This window comes from Streptomyces blastmyceticus (assembly GCF_039521185.1).
In the GTDB taxonomy this organism is placed as follows: domain Bacteria; phylum Actinomycetota; class Actinomycetes; order Streptomycetales; family Streptomycetaceae; genus Streptomyces; species Streptomyces blastmyceticus.
The window spans coordinates 140,827-165,439 of record NZ_BAAABW010000042.1 but is presented as its reverse complement, the minus strand read 5'-3'; the positions used below and the strand labels follow the sequence as shown (position 1 = coordinate 165,439).

Sequence of the window (24,613 nt, the reverse complement as noted above, 5' to 3'; positions counted from 1 at the left end):
TGCCCATGCGGCGCAGCTCGTCGAACCGCTCCCGCATGCCCTCCTTGACGACATCCTTGAGGTGGACGACACCCAGGACGCGCGCGCCGTCGCGGTCGTGGACCGCCACCACCAGCGGGGTGCCGCCGCTCTGCGAGATCCGCCCGACGCTCTCGTGCACCTCGTCGCCCACCTCGCCGCCGGCCGCCGTCACCCACCCGGTGACGGCGCCCGCCGCACCCTTGCGGACGCGGCGCCCGCCCACGTCGACCCCGCTCATGCGGGTCTGCGCGGAGAAGGGGACGAACGTGGCCCGCGCCAACTCCCCTTCCGTGCGGGCCCGCAGGGCGTACCTCTCCTTCGCGAGGACGACGATCGAGCGGCCCTCGGGCGTCTCGTCCGCGAGCGAGGACAGCTGGGCCGCGTCGGCGAGTTCATCGACGCCCACCCGGCCGGCGGGGAGGAACTCGGCGGCCTGGCGGTTGCCGAGCGTGATGGTCCCCGTCTTGTCGAGGAGGAGGGTGTTGACGTCGCCCGCGGCCTCGACGGCACGGCCGGACATGGCCAGGACGTTGCGCTGGACCAGACGGTCCATGCCGGCGATGCCGATCGCCGAGAGCAGCGCGCCGATGGTGGTCGGGATGAGGGCGACCACGAGGGCGACCAGGACGACGATGCTCTGCTCGGCACCCGCGAAGACCGCGAACGGCTGGAGGGTGACGACCGCGATCAGGAACACGATGGTCAGCGAGGCGAGCAGGATGTTCAGCGCGATCTCGTTCGGCGTCCGCTGCCGGGCCGCGCCCTCCACCAGCGCGATCATCCGGTCGATGAAGGTCTCGCCCGGCCTGGAGGTGATCTTGACGACGATGCGGTCGGAGAGCACCTTCGTGCCGCCCGTGACCGCCGACCGGTCACCGCCGGACTCGCGGATGACCGGGGCCGACTCACCCGTGATCGCGGACTCGTCGACACTCGCGACGCCCTCGACGACATCGCCGTCACCGGGGATGATCTGCCCGGCCTCGACGAGGACGCGATCGCCCAGCCGCAGCTCCGCGGCCGGCACCTCCTCCACGTGGACGTCGCCCGCCCCCGGCCGCCAGTCGGTGAGGCGCCGTGCCGTCGTCCGGGTGCGGGTCCGGCGCAGGGTCTCCGCCTGGGCCTTGCCGCGCCCCTCGGCCACCGCCTCGGCGAGGTTGGCGAACACCGTGGTCAGCCAGAGCCAGACGGCGATCACCCAGGGGAAGACGCCGGGGTCCTTCAGCGCCGACAGGGTGGTGAGGACCGCCCCGGTCTCGACGACGAACATGACCGGGTTGTGGACCATCAGACGCGGATCGAGCTTGCGCAGGGCGCCGGGCAAGGCGGTCACGAGCTGCCCGCGGTCCAGGAGGCCGCCGGAGACCCGGTGGGGCCTGCGCCGGGTGGACGGGCCGCCCTCGGGAGAGGCGGGGGAGGGGACCGGAGTGGCGGTGGACATCAGCGCAGTCCTTCCGCGAGCGGCCCCAGCGCCAGCGCCGGGAAGTAGGTCAGGCCCACGACGACGATGACCACCCCGGTCAGCAGACCGACGAACTGCGGCCGGTGGGTGGGCAGCGTGCCCGCCGTGACCGGAACCGGGCGCTGCCGGGCCAGGGCCCCGGCCAGGGCCAGGACGAACACCATCGGCAGGAAGCGGCCGAAGATCATCGCCAGGCCGAGTCCCGTGTTGTACCAGACGGTGTTCGCCTGCAGCCCCGCGAAGGCGGAGCCGTTGTTGTTGGCCGCCGAGGTGAAGGCGTAGAGCACCTCCGAGAAGCCGTGCGGCCCGGGGTTGGCCATCGCCGCCCGCTCCCCGGGCAGCGCCATCGCGATGCCCGAACCGACCAGGACGACGGCCGGCGTGGTGAGGATGTACAGCGACGCGAACTTCATCTCCCGGCCGCCGAGCTTCTTGCCCAGGTACTCGGGCGTACGGCCCACCATCAGCCCGGCCACGAACACGGCGACGACCGCGAGGACCAGGATGCCGTACAAGCCGGAGCCGGTGCCGCCGGGAGCGATCTCACCGAGCATCATGTTGAAGATCAGCAGACCACCGCCACCCGGTGTGTACGAGTCGTGGGCGGAGTCGGCCGCGCCGCACGAGGTGAGCGTGGTGGACGCGGCGAACAGCGCCGAGGCCCAGATCCCCAGGCGCTGCTCCTTGCCCTCCAGCATCCCGCCGGCCGCGTGGTCCGCCGAACTGCTCACGCTGTGCAGCTCGTTCGCCGTCACGACGGCCACCGAGGCCGCCCAGACCAGTCCCATGACGGCCAGGACCGCGTACCCCTGCCGCCGGTCCCCGACCATCGTGCCGAAGGTGCGGGGCAGCGCGAAGGGGATCACCAGCAGCAGATAGGTCTCCAGGAGATTGGTGAAGGCGGTGGGATTCTCGAACGGGTGCGCGGAGTTGGCGTTGTAGAAGCCGCCGCCGTTGGTGCCCAGTTCCTTGATGGCCTCCTGCGAGGCGACCGGGCCGCCGGTGATGCCCTGGTGGCCACCGGCGATCGTGACGACCGTCCGGACGCCGTGGAAGTTCTGGATCACCCCGGCGGCCACCAGGGCGATCGCGAAGACGAAGGAGAGCGGGAGCAGGACGCGCAGGACGACGCGGGTCAGATCGACCCAGAAATTGCCGACGCGGTCGGTCCGCTCGCGGGTGAACCCACGGATCAGGGCCGCGGCGACCGCGATCCCCACGGCCGCCGAGACGAAGTTCTGCACGGCCAGACCGGCCATCTGCACCAGGTGGCCCATGGTCTGCTCGCCCGAGTACGACTGCCAGTCGGTGTTGGTGACGAACGAGGCCGCGATGTCGAACGCCTGGTCGGGCGGGACGGGCTTCATGCCCAGCGACAGCAGCAGGTGGTTCTGCACGCGCTGGAACACGTAGAGGAACACCATCGAGACCAGCGAGAACGCCAGCATGCTGCGGAGATAGGCGGCCCACGTCTGTTCGGCGTCCGCGCCGACACCGCCCGCGCGGTAGGCGAGCCGCTCGGGGCGCAGGTGCCGGGTCGTGGTCAGGCAGCGGGCGATGTGGTCGCCCAGGGGGCGGTGGGAGAGCGCGAGCGCTCCGACGAGGGCGAGGATCTGCAGCCAGCCCGCGAGGGTCCCGTTCATCAGAATCTCTCGGGGAAGAGCAGGCAGAGCACCAGATAGACCACCAGGCACACGGCCACGACCAGTCCCACGATGTTTTCCACGCTCACAGCCGCTCGACCCCCTTGACCGCCAGGTGGAGGAGGACGAACGCGACGACGGTGAGACCGATGAATGCCAGGTCCGCCATGGGCGATACACCCCGTTGATTCAAGGCGTGGGGGCTGTGGGGCGCGAGGTGACCGCGCGGGGATCACGTTAACGGCGGATATCGGTGATGCGGCTGAGGAACACGCCAGGCGTCGGGCACTCACGGTATTTGCGGAATCGCGGTACGTGAATCCCGTTCCGTGGCGCGCGACATCACGCCCGCCGCCCACCCGGCCGGTGCGGCCGCCCTGAGCGGTCGCGCCGTGGCGGAGGTATAACGGGTGGTGTGGTGGGTGGTGTCCCGGCGAGGAGGGACAGATGAAGCACGAAGCCGGATCGCAGCGCTCCGCCTACCTGCCGATCGAGGACCACGGGATCATCGGCGACCTGCACACGGTGGCGCTCGTGGGGGTCGACGGCACGATCGACTGGTGCTGTCTGCCGCGCTTCGACGCGCCCTCGGTCTTCGGCTCCCTCCTCGACGCCGAGCACGGCGGCACGTTCTCCGTCGCGGTCCGCGAGGTGGAACACACCAAGCAGCTGTACATGCCGGACTCCAACGTGCTGCTGACCCGGTTCCTGGCCCAGCAGTCGGTCGCGGAGCTGTACGACTTCATGGTGCCCGACCACGAGTCCTGCCCGGCCGCGGGCATCCGGCAGATCGTCCGGCAGGTGCGCGTGCTGCGCGGCCGGGCCACCGTCGACGTGTACTGCCGCCCGGCGTTCGACTACGCCCGCGCCCCGCACGAGGTGACCGTGGTGGAGGGCGCGGGAGCCGTCTTCGCCAGCTCCGCCGGGGGCCTGGCGCTGCGCTCGTCCGTCCCCCTGCGCGCCGATGACGGCGCGGCCCGCGCGACCGTGACCCTGGACGCCGGGCAGTCGCTGGAGCTCGCGGTCCAGTGGGACGGCGACGGCACCCTCGGCGGGGACGCCCTGCGGCCCATCGGCTGCGTCGAGGCGACCCGGCTGCTCTACGACACCCTGCGCTACTGGGACGGCTGGCTGCGCCACTCCCACTACCAGGGCCGCTACCGGGAAATGGTCGAACGCTCGGCGCTCGCCCTGAAACTCCTCGTCTACCAGCCCACCGGCGCCCTCGTCGCCGCGGCCACCACATCACTGCCCGAGTCCCCCGGCGGCGGCCGCAACTGGGACTACCGCTACACCTGGATCCGCGACGCGGCCTTCACCCTCTACGCGCTGATGCGCCTGGGCTTCACCGAGGAGGCCGCCGCGTTCGTCGACTGGCTGCACCAGCGCTGCGCGGACGCCCCGCCGGGCACCGGTCTGCAGGTGCTGTACGGCATCGACGGCAGGCCCGACCTGCCCGAGACCGTGCTCGGCCACCTGTCGGGCTACTGCGGCGCCCGCCCGGTCCGCATCGGCAACGCCGCCGCCCAGCAGGTCCAACTCGACATCCACGGCGAGCTGATGGACTCCGTGTACCTCTACAACAAGCACGGCGAGCCCATCTCCTATGAGCTGTGGGAGGCGCTGGCCCGGCAGCTGGAATGGCTGGAGAAGCACTGGGAGGACCCGGACGACGGGATCTGGGAGACCCGCGGCGGCCGGCAGCGCTTCACCTACTCCGCGCTGATGACGTGGGTTGCCTTCGAGCGGGCGATCCGCATCGCCCGCCACCGCGGCATGCCCGCCCCGATCGAGCGCTGGCGCGACACCGCCGCCGCTGCCTACCGCTACGTCCAGGAACACTGCTACGCGCCGGACCTCGGGGCGTACTGCCAGTACCCGGACAGCTCCGTGCTCGACGCCTCGCTGCTGGTGATGCCGCTGGTGAAGTTCACCGGGCCCAAGGACCCGCGGTTCCTTTCCACCGTGCGCCGCATCTCCGACGAGCTCGTCAGCGACAGCCTCGTGCACCGTTACCAGTCGGACGGCTCCGACGGACTGTCCGGCCAGGAGGGCACGTTCAACCTGTGCTCCTTCTGGTACGTCGAGGCCCTGGCCCGCGCCGGGCGGGTCGGCGAGGCCCGCTACATCTTCGAGAAGATGATCTCGCACGCCAACCACGTGGGCCTCTACGCCGAGGAGATCGGCCCCGCGGGCGAGGCCCTGGGCAACTTCCCGCAGGCCTTCACCCACCTCGCCCTGATCAGCGCCGCCACCAACCTCGACCGCGCCGTCAGCGCCCACCGAGGAGTGGCCGCCCGGAACTGGGACACGGGCTGACGGCCGGCGAGCGGAGCCCTGGGCTCCGCTCCGGCCTGCGGATACACAGGTTTTTCACATGGACGGCCGCGGCGCGCCGCGGGATAATTAGTTGACAAAGGCTAAGTATCTCGGGGGCGGGAGGCGGCCTGTCATGACCGCGAGGAACGGGACGGAGAACGGGACGGAACAGCGCGGGGCAGGGCACGCGCAGTGGCTCGACACGGAGCATCCGCGCTACAAGTGGGTGGCGCTCTCCAACACCACGCTGGGCACGCTGATCGCGACGATCAACGCCTCCATCGTGCTGATCTCACTGCCCGCGATCTTCAACGGCATCCGGCTCGACCCCCTGAAACCGGGGAATGTCAGCTATCTGCTGTGGATGCTGATGGGCTACATGCTCATCACGGCCGTGCTGGTGGTGTCGCTCGGGCGGATGGGCGACATCTGGGGGCGCGTGCGGATCTACAACGCCGGATTCCTGGTCTTTACCGTGACCTCGGTGATCCTCTCGGTCGATCCGCTGCACGGCGGGGCCGGGGCGCTGTGGCTGATCGGCTGGCGCGTGGTCCAGGCGGTCGGCGGCGCCATGCTGATGGCCAACTCCGCGGCCATCATCACCGACGCGTTCCCGGCCCACCGGCGCGGCATGGCACTGGGGGTCAACATGGTGGCCGGCATCGCAGGCTCCTTCATCGGCCTGGTGCTCGGCGGCCTGCTGGCCGAGTGGGACTGGCGCAGCATCTTCTGGGTGAATGTGCCGATCGGCCTGTTCGGGACCGTCTGGGCCTACCGCTCCCTGCACGAGAGCGGAGTGCGGCGGCGCGCCCGCGTCGACTGGTGGGGCAACGTCACCTTCGGGTTCGGCCTCACCGCGCTGCTGGCGGGCATCACCTACGGCATCCAGCCCTACGGGGGCCACACCATGGGCTGGACGAACCCCTGGGTGCTGGCCGGGCTGATCGGCGGGGCCCTGCTGCTGGTCGCCTTCTGCCTGGTCGAAACCCGCGTCGCCGAGCCCATGTTCGCGCTCCGGCTCTTCCGCGACGCGGCCTTCGCGGGCGGCAACGCCGCGGCGCTCCTCGGCTCGATCGCCCGCGGCGGTCTGCAGTTCATGCTGATCATCTGGCTCCAGGGGATCTGGCTGCCCCTGCACGGCTACGACTACGCCGACACCCCGCTGTGGTCGGGCATCTACCTGATACCGCTGACCGTGGGCTTCCTCGCCGCCGCCCCCCTGGCCGGACACCTCTCCGACCGCTTCGGGGCCCGGCCGTTCGCGGCCGCGGGCTTCGTCGTCATGGCCGTGTCCTTCGCCGGGCTGCTCTTCCTGCCGACCGACTTCGCCTACTGGGCGTTCGCCCTGCTGGTCTTCCTCAACGGGCTCGGCGGCGGGCTGTTCGCCGCGCCGAACACCTCGGTCATCATGTCGAGCGTGCCCGCCGACGCCCGGGGCGCCGCCTCCGGGATGCGCGCCACCTTCCAGAACGCCGGCATGGTGCTCTCCATCGGCATCTTCTTCTCCCTGATGGTGGCCGGGCTGGCCGGCTCGCTCCCGGGTTCCCTCGGCTCCGGCCTCACCGCGCAGGGCGTACCGCCCGCCTCCGCGCACTCCATCGCCTCCCTGCCGCCCGTCGGCACGCTCTTCGCCGCCTTCCTCGGCTACAACCCGATCCGCCAGCTGCTGGGCCCGCACGTCCTCGCGCAGCTCCCGGCGGACCACCAAGCGACCCTCACCGGGCGGCAGTTCTTCCCCCACCTGATCGCCGGCCCCTTCCACGACGGCCTCGTCGTGGTGTTCTCCCTCGCCATCGTGATGTCCCTGGTGGCGGCCGCCGCGTCGCTGATCCGCGGCCGGCACACGAAGGAGGCATCGAAGCCGTGACCTCGCCCCCGGACGCGCAAGCGGCCGAAGTCACCCGGCTGCGGCTGGTCATCGCCCGCCTCTACCGGCAGATGGCCCAGGCGTCCAGCGGCCAGGACCTCACCTTCTCGCAGCTGTCCGCCCTGGCCAGGACCGAGGAGCACGGCCCGCTGCGCCTCGGGGCGCTGGCCGCCAGGGAGTCCGTGGCCGCGCCCTCGATGACCCGCACCCTCGCCGTCCTGACGCGCAAGGGCCTGGTCGCCAAGCAGCGCGACCCGAAGGACCGGCGCTCCCACCTGGTCACCGTCACCCCCGAGGGGCGTGAGCTGCTCGCCAGGCTGCGCCGGGAGCGCTCGGAGCTGCTGGCCGGACGCATCGCGTGCCTCACCGACGAACAGCGTGAGACGCTCCGTTCGGCCGTCGGCGTACTGGAGCTCCTGCTGGGCCGGGCGGCGGACCGCCCACGGTAGCGCCGAACCCCGCTGTCTTCCGGCCGAATTGCCGCCGGGGGACCTATGGGAAGCGTGTTCTCCCTTGTGCCCGGGGGCCGCATGGTGTGTGCTGGCGCGCGTTCCCTCCCTTCGGCACCGAGGTGGACCATGACTGAGCTCTCCCGTCGGCGACTGCTCGGATCGGCGCTGGGAATCGGCGGACTCACCGCCGCGGCGTCCTTGCTGCCGCCGAACCTGCGGCGCGCGATCGCGGAGCCGGTCCGGGACCCCGGGGGCCTGCGCGACATCGAGCACGTGGTGATCCTGATGCAGGAGAACCGCTCCTTCGACCACTACTTCGGCACCATGCGCGGGGTGCGCGGGTTCGACGACCCGCACGCGGTGACCCTGCCAGGCGGCCGCCCGGTCTTCTACCAGCCGGACCCGGCCAACCCCGACGGCTACCTCCTCCCGTTCCACCTCGACACCCTCACCACGAGCTCCCAGGCCATCCCGTCCACCAGCCACGCCTGGAAGGTGCAGCACGCGGCGGTGAACGGCGGCCGGATGGACAACTGGGTCCCCGCGCACCGCAAGGCCGACGGCGAGCAGCACGGCCCGTACACCATGGGCTACTACGAACGCGACGACATCCCCTTCCACTTCGCGCTCGCCGAGTCCTTCACGCTCTGCGACGCGTACCACTGCTCCGTCCTCGGGCCGACCTGGCCCAACCGGCTCTACCACTGGACCGGCACGGTCGACCCGGGCGGCCGGTTCGGCGGACCCATCATCAGCAATGTGATCCCGGAGCCGTACCGCTGGACGACCTACCCCGAGCGCCTGACCAAGGCGGGCGTCTCCTGGCACGTGTACCAGCAGGAGGACGACTACGGCTGCAATCCGCTGGAGTTCTTCAAGTCCTTCCAGGACGCCTCGCCCGGCGACCCGCTCTACGAACACGGCCTGACGATCGCCCCGGCGGACCAGTTCGCGCGCGACGCCCGCGAGGGCCGCCTGCCCACCGTCTCCTGGATCATCCCGACCTCCCCGCAGTGCGAGCACCCCGACTACCTCCCGGCGTCCGGTGCCGACTTCCTCGCACAGCAGCTGGACGCGGTCGCCGCGAACCCGGACGTCTGGCGAAAGACCGTCTTCATTGTCAACTACGACGAGAACGACGGGCTGTTCGACCACGTCGTACCGCCGATGCCGCCCCCGGGCACCGCGGACGAGTTCGTCGGCGGCCTCCCGATCGGCGGCGGCATCCGCGTGCCGTGCTTCATCGTCTCGCCCTGGACCCAGGGCGGCTTCGTGGCGAGCGAGCCCTTCGACCACACCTCGGTCCTGCGGTTCCTGGAAGTGGTCACCGGAGTGCGCGAGCCCAACATCAGCGCCTGGAGACGCAAGGCCTTCGGCGACCTCACCTCGGCACTCGGCCTCCCGAGCCCCCGGCCCTTCCCGGAACTGCCCGGCACCAGGGACGAGTTGTGGAGAGCGGAGCACGACGTCGCCACCCTGCCGCCGGCCGCGTTCCCGGGCGCGGACCAGAGCCCGCCGCACCAGGACTCCCGGGCGGCCCGCGGCCCGGCCACCGCGGCGCCTGTGGGACCGGGCGCGCAGGGCGGCTCCCGCCCGTACGCCAGAAGCCGCATCATCGAGAACGACACCACCCACAAGGGCGACTTCCCGCACGGCACCGCCGGTACGAACTTCCCCGGCATCCAGGACTCCGCCCCGAAGACGGGCCCCCTCACCGGCACGCACGTCTACGCGGCGGGGATCGTCAGCAACACCATCTCCGTCGTCGATCCTCAGGCCCACACCCTGGTCGCGAGCGTCGACGCGGGGATCAACCCCTTCGGCATCGCCCGGACCCCCGACGGCCGCAAGCTCTACATCAGCAACTCCGGGGCGGGCGACGTCTCGGTGTTCGACACCACCAAGGGCCGCATCGTCACCGCCGTCACCGTCGGCGTCTACCCGCACGGCGTGGCGACGGCACCCGACGGCGCGTACGTCTACGTGGCCGACACCGGCCCGGACCCCGGCCCCGACGGGTCGCGGTCCCTGTCGGTGATCGACACCGCGGCCGACAAGGTCTGCGACACCTGGCGGACCGGCCTCGCCCCGCGCTGCGTCGCACCGGGCCCCGACGGCAGGACCCTCTACGTCACCTGCACCGACGGCCTGTCCGTCCTCGACACCGAGGACGGCGGCACCAGACGGACCCTGGCGGGCCTGGGCCGGGCGGGCGGCGTCGCGGTGCACCCCGACGGCAGACGCGTCTACGTGGCCGACACCCGGCAGAACACCCTGTCGGTCATCGACGGCCGCACCCTGCGGGTCGGCGAACGGGTCCGCGTCGGCAGGAACCCCTGGCAGGTCGCGGTCAGTCCGGACGGCACACGCGTCTACGTCACCTGCGCCAACGACGACACCGTCACCGTGCTCGACGCCACCGGCAAGCGGATCGCCACCGTGCGGGTGAAGCACATTCCGACCGCCGTCATCGCGGTCGGCGACACCGTCTGGGTGTCCACGAACGCCTCCAGCACCCTCGAGGCGATCGACGCGAAGACCTTGAAGGTCGTCGGCAGCACCCCGCTGGGCCTGGCGACCTCACCCAGCGGGCTGGCGGTCGCCTGAACCGGCACCCGCGGGGGCCGCGTCCGCCGGACACGGCCCCCGCGCGGCGGGTCAGGCCGCGTGCAGCGCCAGCGTCGGCGAGAGGCGCGCCGCGCGGACCGCGGGATAGAGGCCCGCGACCGTACCGATCACCAGGGTGGCGCAGAAGCCACCGGTCACCGCCCACGGCGGGACCACCCACGGCAGACCGCCCGAGGCGGCGTAGACCGCCGTCGCCGCCGCGCCCAGGGCGATGCCCGCCAGTCCCCCCAGACCCGACAGGAGCAGCGACTCCGTCACGAACTGGACGCGGATCTGGCCCTTCGTGGCGCCCAGCGAGCGCCGCAGGCCGATCTCGTGGCGGCGCTCCAGCACCGAGATGATCATGGTGTTGGCCACGCCGACGCCTCCCACCAGCAGGGCGATGCCGCCCAGGCCCAGGAGGAGGGTGCTGAAGGCGCCCTCGGTGGCGGCCTTGGCCTGCAGGGCCGCCGAGGGGTCCGTCACCTCGACCGCGCCGGGGCTGCGCGGGTTGGCGGTCCGCGGGATGAGGTTGCGGACGTCCTGCACGGAGGCGTCGGCCGAGCGCTCGTAGACCGCCGTCGGGTGCCCGTCGAACGCCAGCAGTCGCTGCGCCGCCTCCCAGCCGATCAGCGCCGAGCGCTCGATCTCGGGCGCCAGCGGGACCGGGTCCAGGATGCCCACGACCGTGAAGTAACGGCCGCCGATGAACACTTGGCGGCCCGGTTCGCTGATGCCCAGGCGCTGGGCCGCGACATCGCCGAGCACGACGGACGGATAGCGGGCGGTGGCGTCGTTGAGCCAGCTGCCGCTGCGCATCTTCGCGCGCAGGGTACCCAGGAGATCGCCCCGGACCGCCTTGGGCACGATGCCCCCGCTCTCGTCCGGGGAGATCTTCTCGCTGCGGCGGACCGTCTCCGGGACGTCCCCGGTCGTACCGACCCGCTCGACGCCCGGGATACGGCCGATCATCCCCGGGGACTCCTCGGGCAGCTTGGTGTCCTGGCCCGAGAACATGGACTGGCCGGGGGTGACCACCAGCATGTTGGTGCCCAGCTTGTCGAGCTCCTTGAGCAGCTTGGCCTGGCTGGAGGCCGAGATGCCGACCACCGCGATCATCGTGGCGATGCCGATGGCGATGCCGAGCGCGGACAGGAACACCCGCACGGGGCGGGAGCGCAGACCGGCCGAGCCGACGTGCAGGACGTCGCGCGGGGCGAGCCGGGCGGGGGAGAGGCGCTGCTCTCTGCTGCTCGTCACCGCGGCCTCCTCCCGGTGTTCCACACATCGGCCACGACCTCGCCGTCCCGGATCCGGACCTGCCGGGGCAGGCTCGCCGCGATCTCGTGGTCGTGCGTGATGACGGCGATGGTCGCGCCGTCCGCGTTGAGGTCGTGCAGCAGCTCCATCACCGCCTCGCCGGACGCCGTGTCCAGCGCCCCCGTGGGCTCGTCGGCGAGCAGCAGGTCCGGCTCGCCGACCACGGCCCGCGCGATGGCGACCCGCTGCTTCTGGCCGCCGGACAGCTCGTGCGGCTTGTGGTGGACGCGGTCGCCGAGGCCGACGCGGCCGAGCGCCTCGGCCGCCCGCCGCCTGCGTTCGCCGCGCGGGAGCCCGGAGTAGAGCAGCCCCTCGGCGACGTTGTCGCGCGCGCTGATGCCCGGCACGAGGTGGAAGGACTGGAAGACGAAGCCGATGTGCCGCGACCGCAGCGCCGACAGGGCCCGGTCGGAGAGCTTCGACACGTCGTGTCCGGCGATCGCGACCGTCCCCGCCGTCGGGCGGTCGAGGGTGCCCACGATGTGCAGCAGGGTGGACTTGCCGGAGCCGGACGGGCCCACGATGCCCAGCAGTTCGCCCTCCATGACGGTCAGGCCGACGCCGCGCAGGGCCGTCACGCCGCCCGGGTACTCCTTCGTCACCCCCTTCAGCTCGACGACGCGGGCCGGCATCCGCGTACGGACCGTTTCGACGATGGTGTCCGTCATGTCTTCGGGACCCCGACCTTCATGCCTTCCTCGAGGGCGCCGTCCTTCACCTCGACGCGCCCCTGGCCGAACATGCCCAGCTCCACCCGGACGTCGCGCACCTTGCCGTTCTCCACGACCTGCACGCCGAAGCCGCCGCCCGACAGCGCCAGCAGCGAGTTCACCGGTACGGACAGCACGCCCTTGCTGGTCTCCCCGGTCAGCCCGACCGTCACCGGCGACTGGTCCGGGGCCTTGACGGAGCCGGGGTTGTCGAAGACCACGTCCACCTCGACCTTCGGCTTGTCACCGCCCCCGCCACCCCCGCTGCCACCCGGGCCGCCGGAGCCTCCGGAACCGCCGCCCTTGTCGTCCTTGGCCGTGCCGATCGCATCGATGCGGCCCGCGGCGGTCGAGCCGTCCGGCAGGTTCACCGTCACCCTGTCGCCGACCTTGGCCGCGCCCGCCTTGGACGGGTCCAGCTTCATGCGCACGATCCGGTCCGTGCCGGTCAGCGTCAGCACCGGCTTGCCCGGCCCCGGCTCGTCGCCGACGGCCGCGTCCGCGGACTTCACCCGCTGCGGGCCCGGGGCGAAGGCGATGTCCTCCTTCGCGAGCCGGCCGGTCTCCTTCAGCTTGTGCGACTTCTGCCACCGCTTGACGGCCGTGACCGTGCCGTCGGTGAACGTGCCGTCCTCCGGGTCGAGCCCCGTGCCGTGGCCCAGCGCCTGGAGGTTGCGCTTGAGCTGCTTGACGTCCTCGCCCTTGTCACCGGACTTCAGCGCGCGGTACATCGGTATCGACCCGTACATCAGGCGGACCGGGCTGCCGTTGATCTCGTACAGCTTCTCGTCGCGGCCCACCGAGGTGCCCTCGCCCGCCACCCAGGTCACGGTCCCCGGCCCGGCCGCGTTCAGCTTGCGCTCCTTCGCGTACCCGAGCGTGCCGTCGACCTGGGTGCCGCTGCTGAGGTCGCCGCGCGTGACGGGGGCCGTGTCCGGCGGCAGCCGGTCGTTCCGATCCATGGCGCCACCCTTGTCGGACTGGGGCCGATCAGTGACCGCGTAGCCGCCGCCCGAGACGACCACGACGGCGGCCGCGGCACCCAGCAGCCATTTCTTCCTCACCGGTTTTCCCGGCTTCGGCGCATGCTCCGTCTCTTCCTCCGGCACCGGATCAGCCTTCGGAGCACTTGTCGGCCGCTTCCATGAACGCCTTCTGGTCCGCGCCGTCCGGGACCGCGAGGCCGGTCATCATGCCGCCCTCGAATTTCGGATCGGGCACGTTGAATCCCTTCGCGCGCAGGCACTGGGCGTTCTTGAGGGCCTTGTCCTTCATCTCCTGCGTCACCCCCTTGCCGCCCTTGGCCCCGCCGCCGCACGCCTCCAGCGCCTTCTGCATCTTCTCCGGGTCCTTGCCGCCGCCCACCGTCATCCCGCGCGGGTCCTCGCCCGGCTTCGGGTCGGGCGCGTCTATGCCCTGCTTGCGCAGGCACTGGCGCATCTTGATCGCGTCGTCCATGTCCTTGCCACTGGACTTGTCCTTGTCGCCACCGCCCGACTTCTGCTCGCTCGCGTCGTTCTTCTTCTCGCCGCCGCCGCCGTTCGTGCAGGCGGTGACGAAAAGCGCGAGGCCCGCCAGGGCCGCCGCGGTGGTCATGGTGATCGGGCGTTTCATCGGTCTCTCCTCGGCACGCAGCGGAAAGGACGGCGGCACGGCTGCCGCCCGGCGCCGATCCTGCGGGAAAGCGCGATTTCCTCTCCCTAACCGCGGACCTTTACAACGCCGAAACCCCGGCTTCCGGTAGAGAGGGGCACATGCGAGTTCTGGTGGTGGAGGACGAGGAATTCCTCCGGGAAATGATCGCCGAGGGGCTGCGCCGCGACGCCCTCGCCGTCGACGAGGCGGGCGACGGCCTGGAGGCGCTCCGGCGGCTGGGCCTCGGTGAATACGACGTGCTCGTGCTCGACCGGGACCTGCCCGGCCTGCACGGCGACGAGGTGTGCCGCCACGTCGTACGCGAGCGCCTGCTCACCCGCGTCCTGATGCTCACCGCCTCCGGAACGGTCCGCGAACGCGTCGAAGGACTCGCCCTCGGCGCCGACGACTACCTCACCAAGCCCTTCGCCTACGACGAGCTGCTCGCCCGGGTCCTCGCGCTCGGCCGCCGCGCCCGCCCCGCGCTGCCGCCGGTGCTCGAACGGGCCGGGATCGTCGTCGACACCGCCCGGCGCAGCGCCACCCGCGACGGCCACCGGCTGGCGCTGTCCCGCAAGGAGTTCGCCGTACTGGAGGCACTGCTGCGCGCCGAAGGCGCCGTCGTCAGCAACGACGACCTCATCGAACAGGTCTGGGAGGAGGACACCAGCTACTCCACCAACGCCGTCCGCGTCACCCTCAGCAAGCTGCGCGCCAAACTGGGGGAACCGCAGGCCGTCGAGACCGTCCCCGGCGCGGGCTACCGCATCGCCGCCCTCGCCGAGGGCGGCGGCTGATGCCGCGCCCCCGCTTGCGCCTGCTGCCCGGGAGCGAGCGCGCCCGGCTCACCGCCCTCTACGGCGCCCTGCTGCTGCTCGCCGGCGGCGGGCTGGTCGCCCTCGTGTACACCCTCGTGCGCGAGGGCCTGTTTGCACGCGTCAGCGGCGCCGTGCAGACCGTCAGCCCCGGCTACCAGGTCCCGGGCCGGGGCGCCGACATCGACGTCCCCGGGCTCGCGGAACCGGCGCGGCAACTGCCGCCCGACCAGGTGCCCGACCTCGGGGACGTCAAGCGCTACGCCTTCACCCAGAACCTCTCCACCGCCGTCACCGACGCCATGCTGAGCAGACTGCTGTGGGTCTCCCTCGTCGCGCTCGCCGTCTTCGCCGTGCTCTCGATCCTGCTCGCGTGGTGGATGGCGGGGCGGGTGCTGCGCCCGGTCGGCGTGATCACCGAGACGGCCCGGCGCCTTTCCGGCGAGAACCTCCACGAGCGGATCGGCCTGAAGGCGCCGCCGGGCGAGCTCAAGCGGCTCGCCGACACCTTCGACGGCATGCTCGGCCGCATGGAGGACCTCGTCTGCGCCCAGCGCCGGTTCGCCGCCAACGCCGCCCACGAACTGCGCACACCGCTCGCCGTGCAGCGCGCCGCCGCCGAGATCGGCCTCGCCGGTGAGCCCGGCCCCGAACGGGTCGGCCGGATCCGCGCCAAGCTGATCGGGGTCGCGGACGACAGCGAACGGCTCATCGAGGGCCTGCTGCTGCTCGCGGTCTCCGGCCAGGGTCTCGAGGCGACGGAAGCGGTGGAGCTGGACCGCGTCGTGACGACGGAAGCGGACGCCTGCGCGGAGGAGGCCGACGCGGGCGGTGTGACCGTGCACCGTGACCTGTCGCCGGTGACGGTGCCCGGCGAACCGGTGCTGCTGGGGCACCTCGTACGCAATCTGCTGGCCAACGCCTTGCGGCACAACCGGGACGGCGGCCGGGTCGACCTCCGTACGGACGGCCGCGAGCTCGTGGTCGTCAACACCGGCCCCGTCGTGCCGCCCGCCGACGTACCGCGCCTGCTGGAGCCGTTCGGCCGGCGGGCCGAACGGCAGCACACCCCGGGCGAGGGCGCGGGGCTCGGCCTGTCGATCGTGGCGTCGATAGCCCGCGCCCACGGCGCAGACCTCCTGACCGAGGCGAACCCGGCCCCGGACGGCGGCCTCACGGTCCGCGTCCGCTTCCCCCCGGCGCGGGACCCGGGAGCGTGAGATCGGGGCGCACGGTTTTCAGAACTCGTCGTCGGTGAACGGCAGATACGCCGTGCGCAGCGCGGCGTCGAGCGCGCCGGCGGCGCCCGCCGTGTGCTCGGCGGCGAGCCCCGCGCGCACCAGGTCGGTGGGAAGGGTGCCGCCCAGATAGCAGGCGGCCAGGTCGCACACGTCGAGGGTCAGGTCGGCGGGGCCGGCGGTCGCCTCGTACGTGCAGTGGCCCGGGGCCACGGCCAGGCGGAACCGGCCGTGGTTGGCGGCGATCCGGGTGTCGCGCACATCGAGGACGAGGTCGGCGGGGGCCGCCCAGGAGCGGGCGGTCAGCGCGGCCCGTACGTCCGCCAGGCGCAGCCACAGCGCCGGGAACTGCCCGGTGACGCGCACCTGGTCGCGGTCCGCCGCCATCAGCAGCAGCGGGTCGTCGGCGGGGCGCCCCCAGGCCCGCACCCTGCCGGTGAGGTCGATGGAGGCGAGGTAGCTCCACAGGGCCGCGGCCACGGGCGCCGTATCGGCCTCCAGCTCGGCGACCTGGACGAGGCCGGGTGTTCCGTCGTCGTCACCGCCGCGGGTGCGGTAGACCGCGTAGCCCGCGGGTGCGTCGTCGCCGAGGACGACGACGCGTGGCGGGCCGAGCTCGTCGTCGTCCTCGTCCTCCTCGGGCAGGATCTGCTCGCGCCACCAGCGCCGGTCGCGGGCGGGGCGCCCGGCCCGGCGGGCCCGGCCGCTCTCGTGGAGAGGGGCCAGGAGGGCGGGCGCCGAAGCCGGGTCGACGAGGCGCAGCGGGCGGGGGTCGGGGGCGACGCGGAGGCCGAGCGGCCGCCGCGAGTCGATCTCGACGGTGGACAGGGCCGTCGCCGCCCCGAAGCCGTGGCGGCCGTAGATGGCGGCTTCGGAGGCCCACAGGGCGGCGAGTGGGCGCCCGGTCGCGGCGCAGTGCCGCCACAGCTGTTCCAGCAGTCCTGAGAGGACCCCGCGGCGGCGGTGGGTCGGCGCCACGGAGATGAAGGTCAGCCCGGCGCAGGGGAGTTGGCCGCCAGGCACGGACAGCCGGAGGCGGTGCGCGGCGAGCAGGCCCACGAGCCGGCCCTCCTCGTAGGCGCCGAGGCGGTCGCAGCGCAGGAGGGTCCGGCGGTGGCGTTCGCGCAGCTCGTCCTCGTAGTTCTCGTGGAAGACGAGGGACGCGTGGTCGAGGGCGCGGCCGAGGTGTGCCTCGGGCACCTCCCGGAACCGGAGGGACGCCGCGGCCGCCTGTGTGCTCATGTCTGCGGTACCGCCTCCGTATGGTCGAGGGTCTTGTCGGGCGTCGTGCCGGGCGTCCTGTCGAGGCCGAAGGCCCGGTGCAGCGCGCGTATCGCGTCGTGCAGGCGCGCGGTGCGGCAGACGGCGGAGATCCGTATCTCCGACGTCGACATGATCTCGATGTTCACCCCCGCCTCGGCCAGCGCCTCGCAGAAGGTCGCCGTCGCGCCGGGGCGTGCGCGCATGCCACCGCCGATGACGGAGACCTTGGCGACGTCGTCGTCCTGGTGCACCTCGGCGAAGCCGGTCCCGGCGCGGATCTCCCGGAGGGCGGCCACCGCGGCGGGCGCGCCGTCCCCGGGCAGCAGGAAGGTGATGTCCCTGACCCCGCCGGCCGGCCCCGGCACGTTCTGCACGGCCGTGTCGACCTCGCACCCGGCGTCGGCCACGGCCCGGAAGACGCGCGCGACGGTGCCGGGACGGTCCGGCACGCCCGTCACGGCGACCTTCGCGCACGACACGTCATGGGCGACACCGGTGATCGCGCCGTGGTCCCCGTGCTCCCCGCGGTCGTCGTCCGCCGAGCCGGAGACCGTGGTGCCGGGCCCGGTGTGGCAGGAGGAGCGGACGAGCACGGTCACGCCGCACCGCCGCGCGTACTCCACGCTGCGCAGCGCCAGGACCTTCGCACCGCTCGCCGCCATCTCCTCCATCGACTCGAAGGTGATGTGTTCGAGGCGCCGGGCCTCCGGCACGATCCTGGGGTCGGCGGTGTAGACGCCGTCGACGTCGGTGCAGATCTCGCAGACGTCGGCCTTGAGCGCGGCGGCGAGCGCGATGGCCGTGGTGTCGGATCCGCCGCGGCCGAGTGTGGTGATGTCCTCCGTCTCCGGGCTGAGCCCCTGGAAGCCGGCGACCAGGACGATCGCCCCGCGGTCCAGCGCCTGCCGGACCCGCCGCGGTGTGACGTCGACGATCCGGGCCTTGCCGTACGCCGAGGTGGTGATCACCCCGGCCTGCGGGCCCGAGAGGGAGCACGCGTCGGCGCCCAGGCTGTGGATCGCCATCGCGGCCAGCGCGTTCGCCATGCGCTCGCCCGACGTGAGCAGCATGTCCAGTTCGCGGGGCGAGGGCAGGTCGCTGACCTGCCGGGCCAGTTCGAGCAGTCGGTCGGTGGTGTCGCCCATGGCGGAGAGGACGACCACGACGTCGTGGCCCTCCCCGCGGGTGGCGACGACGCGTTCGGCGACACGCTTGATGCGTTCGGTGGACCGCACCGAGGAGCCGCCGTACTTCTGGACGATGAGAGCCATGAGGGGTGGGCCTCCTCCAGCGGCCGCCCCGGCTGTGGGCGGCCGCTCGGTGTGGGGCGGCCGGTGCCGGCCGCCCCGGGGCGGACCAGGGCTACGGGTGACCGGCCTCGACGGCGTCGACGAGGATCGAGCAGGCGGTGTCCACGACGTCGGCCTCGACGTTGAGCGGCGGCATGATCCGCACCACGCAGTCGTCGCGCCCGCCGAGCTCGACGATCAGACCGCTGCGCAGCGCGCGGCTCTGGACCTCGGCCGCGAAGGCGGAGGCGGGCTGTCCGGTCGTGGGGTCGGCCAGCTCGATGCCCCACATCAGGCCACGGCCGCGCACCTCGTGCACCCAGGGGTTGACCAGCAGCGCGGTGAGCCGGTCCGCGATCTGCTCGCCCCGCCGGCGCACGTTGCCGAGGATGTCGTCGCGGCGGACGATGCGCACCGCCTCCGTGCCCGCGGCGAAGGCCAGTTGGTTGCCGCGGAACGTGCCGATGTGCGCGCCCGGCGCCCAGGTGTCGAGCTTCGCGTCGTAGATGATGACGGCGATCGGGGTGCCGATCCCGCTCAGCGCCTTGGAAGCGACGATCACGTCCGGCTCGATGCCGTACTGCTCGAAGGCGAACCATGTGCCGGTGCGCCCGCAGCCGGTCTGCACCTCGTCGACGACGAGGGGGATGTCCAGCTCGCGGGTCAGCTCCCGCACGCGCCGGACGAAGTCCGCGCGGGCGGGCACGATGCCGCCCTCGCCCTGGACCATCTCCAGCAGCACCGCGGCCGGCAGCGGGACGCCGCCGTTGCTGTCGTTCAGCGAACGCTCCAGGTATTCGACGCAGTTGGTCGCGCAGGTGTCCGGCGCCAGGCCGACCGGGCACCTGGCGCAGGAGGAGTACGGGAAGAAGTGGACGCCGGGCATGCTGTTGGGGACGTTGCGCTTCTGTGCCAGGAGCCCGCTGAGGGACAGGGTGGCGTGGGTGCTGCCGTGGAATCCGCCCTGGAAGGAGACGATGTCGCCGCGGCCGGTCGCGATCTTGCAGAGCTTGATCGCCGCCTCCACCGCGTTGGCCCCCGTCGGCCCGCAGAAGTGCATCTTCACCCTGTCGCGCATCGGGGCGGGCAGCATCGACAGCTGGGCCTCGATGAAGGCGTCCTTCGCCGGGGTGGGGAAGTCGAGGCCGTGGGTGAGCAGGCCCAGCTGCGTGGTCACGGCCCGGACGAGCTCGGGGTGGTTGTGGCCGAGCGAGAGGACTCCGGCGCCGGTGAGGAAGTCGATGAAGACATTGCCGTCCACGTCCTCGACGAAGCTGCCGGATCCCTCCGCGAGGGCGATGGGCAAGTGCCGTGAGTAGGTACGGGCGTTGGACTCCCACCGCTGCTGCCGGTCGAGCAGTTCGGTGGAGCAGGGGCCGGGAAGAGCGCCGTCGACGTGCGGCTCGGTCCACGTACCACGCTGTACGAGGGGTGCCATGACTGTCTCCGAAAAGGGGTGAGGGGGACAGGGGCGGCGGGGCGCCGCCCCGTGGTGTCAGCAGGGGCGGGCGGGGATGCCGCGCCACCGGGAGCGGTCGGGCAGGCGTTCGCCCTTCATGACCAGGGACAGCGCGTCCAGACAGGCACCGTCGCCGACCTCCGCGTCATAGAGCACGACGGAGCGGGTGCCGACCGAACTCGACGCGCCGACCCTGACGTCGGACATCTTCATCACCCGGTCCTCGAACAGGTGGGTCTGCACCGACGTCACCTCGGCGACGGCCGCGTCGTCGCCGATCTCGACCAGGTCGAACTCGGTGAGGTACGTCGTGGACAGCCACACCCTCCGGCCGATCCGGGCACCGAAGAGGCGGAGGACCGGGGCCATCCAGGGGGTGCCGGTCAGGAAGTTCACCAGCGCCGGGACGACGAGGTTCTCGAACAGGCCGGTGATGAGCTCCGTACGCCGCACCCACACGCCCCACAGGGGCTCCACGCGCGGCCGGTAGCGGCCGATGACCAGCCACTTGAGCAGGGCGACGGCCGCCGTGCAGGAGACGCCGACCGCGAGGAAGAGGGCCGGCCCCAGGAGCAGCAGCGCCCACGGCGGCAGGTCCTCGGCGAGCCGGACCGAGGCCCAGAGGCTGCCGAGCGCCCCGAGCGCGGCGAGCGTCCCGGGCAGCGTCACCCGGAAGTACTCGATGGCCAGCCGCGCCGCGATCAGCCCGCGGCTGGGGCTGTAGGTGAACTTGGCGGGGAAGTCCTGGCTGGCCTCGCGGCGCGGCAGGAAGATCGCCGGTGAGCCGAGCCAGGTCGTCTCGGGGTCGATCGGGCGGGTCGGCGCCAGGGAGTGGACACCGAGCAGGCTGTTCTCGCCCAGACTGCACGAGCCGGGGACCAGCGCGCCGTTGCCGACGAAGCTGCGCCGGCCGACCTCGGCGGGCGCGAGGGCGACGCGCCCGCGGTGGAAGACGGCGGGGCCCACGACACAGACGTCCGCGACGAAGCTGCCCTCGCCGATGATCAGCATGTCGGGGTCGACGAAGCTGACGGTCGCCACCTCGGACCAGCGGCCGGTGCGCGCGCCGAGCAGCCGCAGGAACGGGACGAGGTAGAGCGTGGAGTAGAGGGAGTGCGTCAGCGTCAGACTCGTGGTCATCATGCCGTCGCCGATCCACTTGCGGACCCCGAAGCCGCTGCGCTCCGGGTGGATCCCGGCGCGCACGCGCGGCAGGACGGCGCGCTTGACGAACAGCACCAGCGCACAGGTGGTCAGCACCACGAGCGGCCCGGCCGCCGCCGTGGCCACGATCGCCCAGCCGAAGCCGTACCGCCACACCGCATACGCCACCGGCGCCGAACCGACCGTGGCCACCAGCAGCGGGACGAGCGTGAGGAGCAGCGCCCCCGCCGCGTACCCGGCCAGCAGGCGGGCGGTCCAGGGCCGGTCGTCGGCGTCCGCGGCCATGCTCTCCAGGAGCGGTGGCACGGCGGGGCAGCGGGCGGCGGGCGACCCGGCCCAGTGCTCGTCCGCGGGAACGGCCTGGTCGGCGGGTACGAGGGACTGCTCGCCCACCGAGGCCCGGTCGCCTATGACGGCACCGGCCATGACGACGCTGTTGGTGCCGACGAAGGCGCCGGAACCGATCCGTACGGGTGCCAGCCGGATGTGGCCGCCTTCGACCACGTACGGCTGGATCCGCACGCCGTAGCCGATGCTCGTGCCCTCGCCGATCTCCACGAAGGGCGGGAGGCCGAGGACGGCGGACAGGTGGCAGCCCCGGCCGACCCGGGCGCCGAGCAGCCGCAGGCAGGGGGCGAGCAGCGGTGAGCCGGTCAGCACCGCCAGCGGGGAGAAGGCGACCACCTTCCCGTGGAGCCAGAACCGCAGATACGTGGCGCCCCACAGCGGATACCACCCCGGCCGGACTCCGAGCATCAGCAGCCGGCCTGCCAGCAGCGGCAGCGGCCCGAGGCTCACCATCAGCCAGACGACTTCCATGACGACGAAGCCGGGCAGGTTCAGGTGCGCGAGGCGGTCCAGGGCGCCGCCGGGTGCGAGGCCGCGCACCGGGACGTGCCAGGCGAGGAGGAACCGGTAGAGCAGGACGATCGCGGGGAGGCCGAGCAGGAGCAGCCAGGCGTACAGGGCGCCGAGTTGAGCGACGCCGCAGGCCAGGACCCGGCCGGTGGAGTGCCGCCGGACCGGCGGTGACGGGTCGCCGGTCCGCTGTGCCGCGGGTGCCGTGGCACCGGCCTCGACACAGGCGGCGAGGCCACGGACGGTGGGCCGGGCATAGAGGTCGCCCATGGCCAGGCCCTCGAAGCGCGGTTGGCGCCGCAGCCGCGACATCAGCCGGGCGGCCGCCATGGAGTGGCCTCCCAGGTCGCAGAAGAAGTCGTCCTCGACGGAGATCTCCTCGCCACCGAGGACTTCCCGCCACTCCGCGGCCAATTGCCGCTCCAGCGGCGTACGCGGGGGTACGTGCTGCCGCGAGCGCCGGGTGAGGGGCGGCGACACCGGCGCGGGCAGGGCGGCGCGGTCGACCTTGTCGGCGGCCAGCATCGGGAAGGCGGGGAGCACCTCGACGAAGGAGGGGATCATGTAGTCGGGCAGCCTGCGCTGCAGCCCGGCACGCAGCCGGTCGCGCAGGTCGTCCTCGGCGCCTCGCGCCGCGCGGTCGGCGAGGGTGACGTAGCCGACGAGATCCTGCACCACACCGTCGCGTTCGAGCGGCGTGACGACCGCGTTCTCGACCGCGTCGTCCTCCCGGAGCACCTCCTCGATCTCGGCGAGCTCGATGCGATAGCCGCGGATCTTGACCTGGGTGTCGACGCGGCCGAGGTACTCGATCTCACCCGTGGCGGTGAACTTCCCCAGGTCGCCCGTGCGGTAGACGCGCGGGACCTCCTCGCGGTCCGCCTCGACCGGGTTGGGCACGAACCGTTCCGTGGTGAGGTCGGGGCGGTTGACGTAGCCGATCGCGACGCCCGGGCCGCCGACGCAGATCTCGCCGCTCTCGCCCTCGGCGACGGGGCGCAGCCGGTCGTCGAGGATGTAGACGCGATAGCTGGGCAGGGGGGTGCCGATGGTGACGGGCCGGTGGGGGAGCAGCTCGCCACAGGTGGCGGTGACGGTCGTCTCGGTGGGTCCGTAGGCGTTGAGGATGCGGCGGCCCGGGCGGGACCAGCGGCGCACCAGGTCGGGCGGGCATGCCTCACCGCTGACGAGCAGGCTCCGCAGGGAGGGCACTTCGGCCTCCAGCGTCGTCAGCAGGGTCGGCACGCAGCACAGGACGGTGATCGCCTGCTCGATGAGGAAGTCGCTGAGCCCCTGCCCGACGCGGCGGGCGTCGGTCGGCCCCGCCACCAGGGTCGCGCCCGCGATCCAGGCCGGCCAGATCTCCTCGACCGAGAAGTCGAAGGCGATCGAGAGCCCCTGGTAGACGCGGTCCTCGCCGCGCACTTGGTAGATCGGGGTGGCCACGCGCAGGAAGTTGGCGATGTTGGCGTGGGAGACCGCGACGCCCTTGGGCCGGCCGGTGGTGCCGGAGGTGTAGATGACATAGACGACCGATGATGGCGGGATGTCGACATCGAGGCGGCCGACGGACTGAATGGCCAGTTCCGGTTGGCTCCGGTCGAGTTCCAGGACGGGGCAGGGCAACTGCCGGGTGCGTCCGCGCATCCCCGACGCCGTCACGAGATCGCTCAGCTCCGCGTCCCGGGCGATGAAGGCCAGCCGCTCGGCGGGAAACGACGGGTCGAGCGGGACGTAGGCGGCCCCGGTCTTGAGCACCCCGAGCAGGGCGACATACGTCTCGACGGACCGTTCGAGCAGGATTCCCACCGTGCTGCCCTGGGTCACGCCGCGTGAGCGCAGCAGGTGCGCCAGCCGGTTGGCGCGGCGGTCGAGCTCCGCATAACCGAGCTGCTCGCCTTCGCAGACGACGGCCGTACGGTCCGGCTGTCTGTCACAAGTCCGTTCGAAATATTGCGACAACGTCCGGACGGGCGGCTCGTCGTTCGCGGAGGCGGGCGGCGATACTCCCGGAAAATCGTCCGGCCGCGCGGCGCCGGGAGCCGATCTCACCTCTGGCATAACCTCTCCCTGTTCCAAAACTTCTGCAATGTGGTTGCTTTATTGCTGCTCCGCGGCGAACGACGGTGAACGGCGGTGAGCAGGCATCATCAGGCCTCCGAAGTGGTGCGGAGCAGATGAATTCCCCCGCTCGACAAGTCGCCGTCGGTGACGGCCGGGCCGCGCTCGCGGTCCGGCAACGGTCATTCGCCTCGGTCTTGCGCCGATGTCCGGATATCCCGATGAAAAAGGGCCCGGCGAACACCGGCGGGCGTCGTGATCATTCCGACTCAGAGCATCACGCTCTCCTGCCTGTTACGACGTTCCGGCCATGCCCTTTTCGCGTAGGCCACACGTTTAGGCGAAACGAAAACTAGGTTCGGCCAGCCGAGGCGAACAGCTGCATATGCGCCAACGTGGGCTGGCCCGTTGCCATCGGCCCGTGCCCACG

17 protein-coding genes and 1 pseudogene are annotated in these 24,613 nt (G+C 72.2%); 7 read left to right on the top strand and 11 right to left on the bottom strand.

Annotated elements, in window-relative coordinates:
- The 3 genes from kdpB to kdpF all read right to left on the bottom strand — a co-directional run.
- A partial coding sequence (kdpB, locus tag ABD269_RS34335; protein WP_344124441.1) for a potassium-transporting ATPase subunit KdpB occupies positions 1-1,462 on the bottom strand: 1,462 nt, incomplete at its 3' end.
- The gene (gene kdpA, locus ABD269_RS34330) at positions 1,462-3,126 is read right to left on the bottom strand and encodes a potassium-transporting ATPase subunit KdpA (RefSeq protein WP_344124439.1); all 1,665 of its coding nucleotides are present in this window, start codon (positions 3,124-3,126) and stop codon (positions 1,462-1,464) included. The genes kdpB and kdpA, both read right to left, overlap by 1 nt.
- On the bottom strand, positions 3,126-3,215 hold the full coding sequence (kdpF, locus tag ABD269_RS34325; RefSeq protein WP_344124437.1) for a K(+)-transporting ATPase subunit F: 90 nt from the start codon (positions 3,213-3,215) through the stop codon (positions 3,126-3,128). The genes kdpA and kdpF overlap by 1 nt, the downstream gene beginning before the upstream one ends.
- Positions 3,216-3,573: 358 nt before the next feature.
- On the opposite strand from kdpF, the gene ABD269_RS34320 reads away from it, so the two are divergent.
- From ABD269_RS34320 to ABD269_RS34300, 5 genes and pseudogenes are all read left to right on the top strand, one after another.
- Positions 3,574-5,445, top strand: a complete 1,872-nt coding sequence (locus tag ABD269_RS34320) for a glycoside hydrolase family 15 protein (RefSeq protein ID WP_344124434.1) — start codon at positions 3,574-3,576, stop codon at positions 5,443-5,445.
- 133 nt (positions 5,446-5,578) lie between these two features.
- Positions 5,579-7,312, top strand: a complete 1,734-nt coding sequence (locus ABD269_RS34315) for an MFS transporter (protein WP_344124431.1) — start codon at positions 5,579-5,581, stop codon at positions 7,310-7,312.
- Complete coding sequence (locus tag ABD269_RS34310; RefSeq protein WP_344124429.1) at positions 7,309-7,761, top strand: MarR family winged helix-turn-helix transcriptional regulator; 453 nt, start codon at positions 7,309-7,311, stop codon at positions 7,759-7,761. The genes ABD269_RS34315 and ABD269_RS34310 overlap by 4 nt, the downstream gene beginning before the upstream one ends.
- Before the next feature lie 129 nt (positions 7,762-7,890).
- Positions 7,891-9,291 (top strand): annotated as a pseudogene (locus ABD269_RS34305) (alkaline phosphatase family protein); the annotation flags it as partial.
- Between the two features lie 36 nt (positions 9,292-9,327).
- Complete coding sequence (locus tag ABD269_RS34300; RefSeq protein ID WP_344124450.1) at positions 9,328-10,371, top strand: SMP-30/gluconolactonase/LRE family protein; 1,044 nt, start codon at positions 9,328-9,330, stop codon at positions 10,369-10,371.
- 51 nt (positions 10,372-10,422) lie between these two features.
- Here the strand turns inward: ABD269_RS34300 and ABD269_RS34295 are convergent, their stop codons facing one another.
- From ABD269_RS34295 to ABD269_RS34280, 4 genes are read right to left on the bottom strand one after another with little or no spacing between them, the layout of a single operon-like run.
- On the bottom strand, positions 10,423-11,631 hold the full coding sequence (locus ABD269_RS34295; RefSeq protein WP_301890832.1) for an ABC transporter permease: 1,209 nt from the start codon (positions 11,629-11,631) through the stop codon (positions 10,423-10,425).
- Positions 11,628-12,359, bottom strand: a complete 732-nt coding sequence (locus ABD269_RS34290; protein WP_425573041.1) for an ABC transporter ATP-binding protein — start codon at positions 12,357-12,359, stop codon at positions 11,628-11,630. Before ABD269_RS34290 ends, ABD269_RS34295 begins: the two co-directional genes overlap by 4 nt.
- Entirely contained in the window at positions 12,356-13,465 is a 1,110-nt protein-coding gene (locus tag ABD269_RS34285) for a peptidoglycan-binding protein (protein ID WP_344124427.1), read from the bottom strand. The genes ABD269_RS34290 and ABD269_RS34285 overlap by 4 nt, the downstream gene beginning before the upstream one ends.
- Before the next feature lie 49 nt (positions 13,466-13,514).
- Positions 13,515-14,015 carry a hypothetical protein gene (locus ABD269_RS34280; protein WP_344124425.1) on the bottom strand — a complete coding sequence of 167 codons (501 nt, stop codon included), beginning with the start codon at positions 14,013-14,015 and terminating at the stop codon, positions 13,515-13,517.
- Positions 14,016-14,155: 140 nt separating this feature from the next.
- Here ABD269_RS34280 and ABD269_RS34275 point away from each other — a divergent pair, with 140 nt between their 5' ends.
- Together ABD269_RS34275 and ABD269_RS34270 are read left to right on the top strand one after the other, a co-directional pair.
- Complete coding sequence (locus ABD269_RS34275) at positions 14,156-14,833, top strand: response regulator transcription factor (protein WP_301890829.1); 678 nt, start codon at positions 14,156-14,158, stop codon at positions 14,831-14,833.
- Positions 14,833-16,071 carry an ATP-binding protein gene (locus ABD269_RS34270; protein WP_344124423.1) on the top strand — a complete coding sequence of 413 codons (1,239 nt, stop codon included), beginning with the start codon at positions 14,833-14,835 and terminating at the stop codon, positions 16,069-16,071. Before ABD269_RS34275 ends, ABD269_RS34270 begins: the two co-directional genes overlap by 1 nt.
- An 18-nt stretch (positions 16,072-16,089) precedes the next feature.
- Here ABD269_RS34270 and ABD269_RS34265 read toward each other — a convergent pair whose 3' ends face one another.
- The 4 genes from ABD269_RS34265 to ABD269_RS34250 all read right to left on the bottom strand — a co-directional run bounded on the left by ABD269_RS34265 (position 16,090) and on the right by ABD269_RS34250 (position 24,183).
- On the bottom strand, positions 16,090-17,331 hold the full coding sequence (locus ABD269_RS34265) for a GNAT family N-acetyltransferase (protein ID WP_344124421.1): 1,242 nt from the start codon (positions 17,329-17,331) through the stop codon (positions 16,090-16,092).
- Positions 17,328-18,623 carry an aspartate kinase gene (locus ABD269_RS34260; protein ID WP_344124419.1) on the bottom strand — a complete coding sequence of 432 codons (1,296 nt, stop codon included), beginning with the start codon at positions 18,621-18,623 and terminating at the stop codon, positions 17,328-17,330. The genes ABD269_RS34265 and ABD269_RS34260 overlap by 4 nt, the downstream gene beginning before the upstream one ends.
- A gap of 91 nt (positions 18,624-18,714) precedes the next feature.
- Positions 18,715-20,079, bottom strand: a complete 1,365-nt coding sequence (locus tag ABD269_RS34255) for an aspartate aminotransferase family protein (protein ID WP_301890825.1) — start codon at positions 20,077-20,079, stop codon at positions 18,715-18,717.
- A gap of 57 nt (positions 20,080-20,136) precedes the next feature.
- Positions 20,137-24,183: a Pls/PosA family non-ribosomal peptide synthetase gene (locus ABD269_RS34250; protein WP_344124416.1), complete on the bottom strand. Its 4,047-nt coding sequence runs from the start codon at positions 24,181-24,183 to the stop codon at positions 20,137-20,139.
- Positions 24,184-24,613 lie beyond the last annotated feature (430 nt).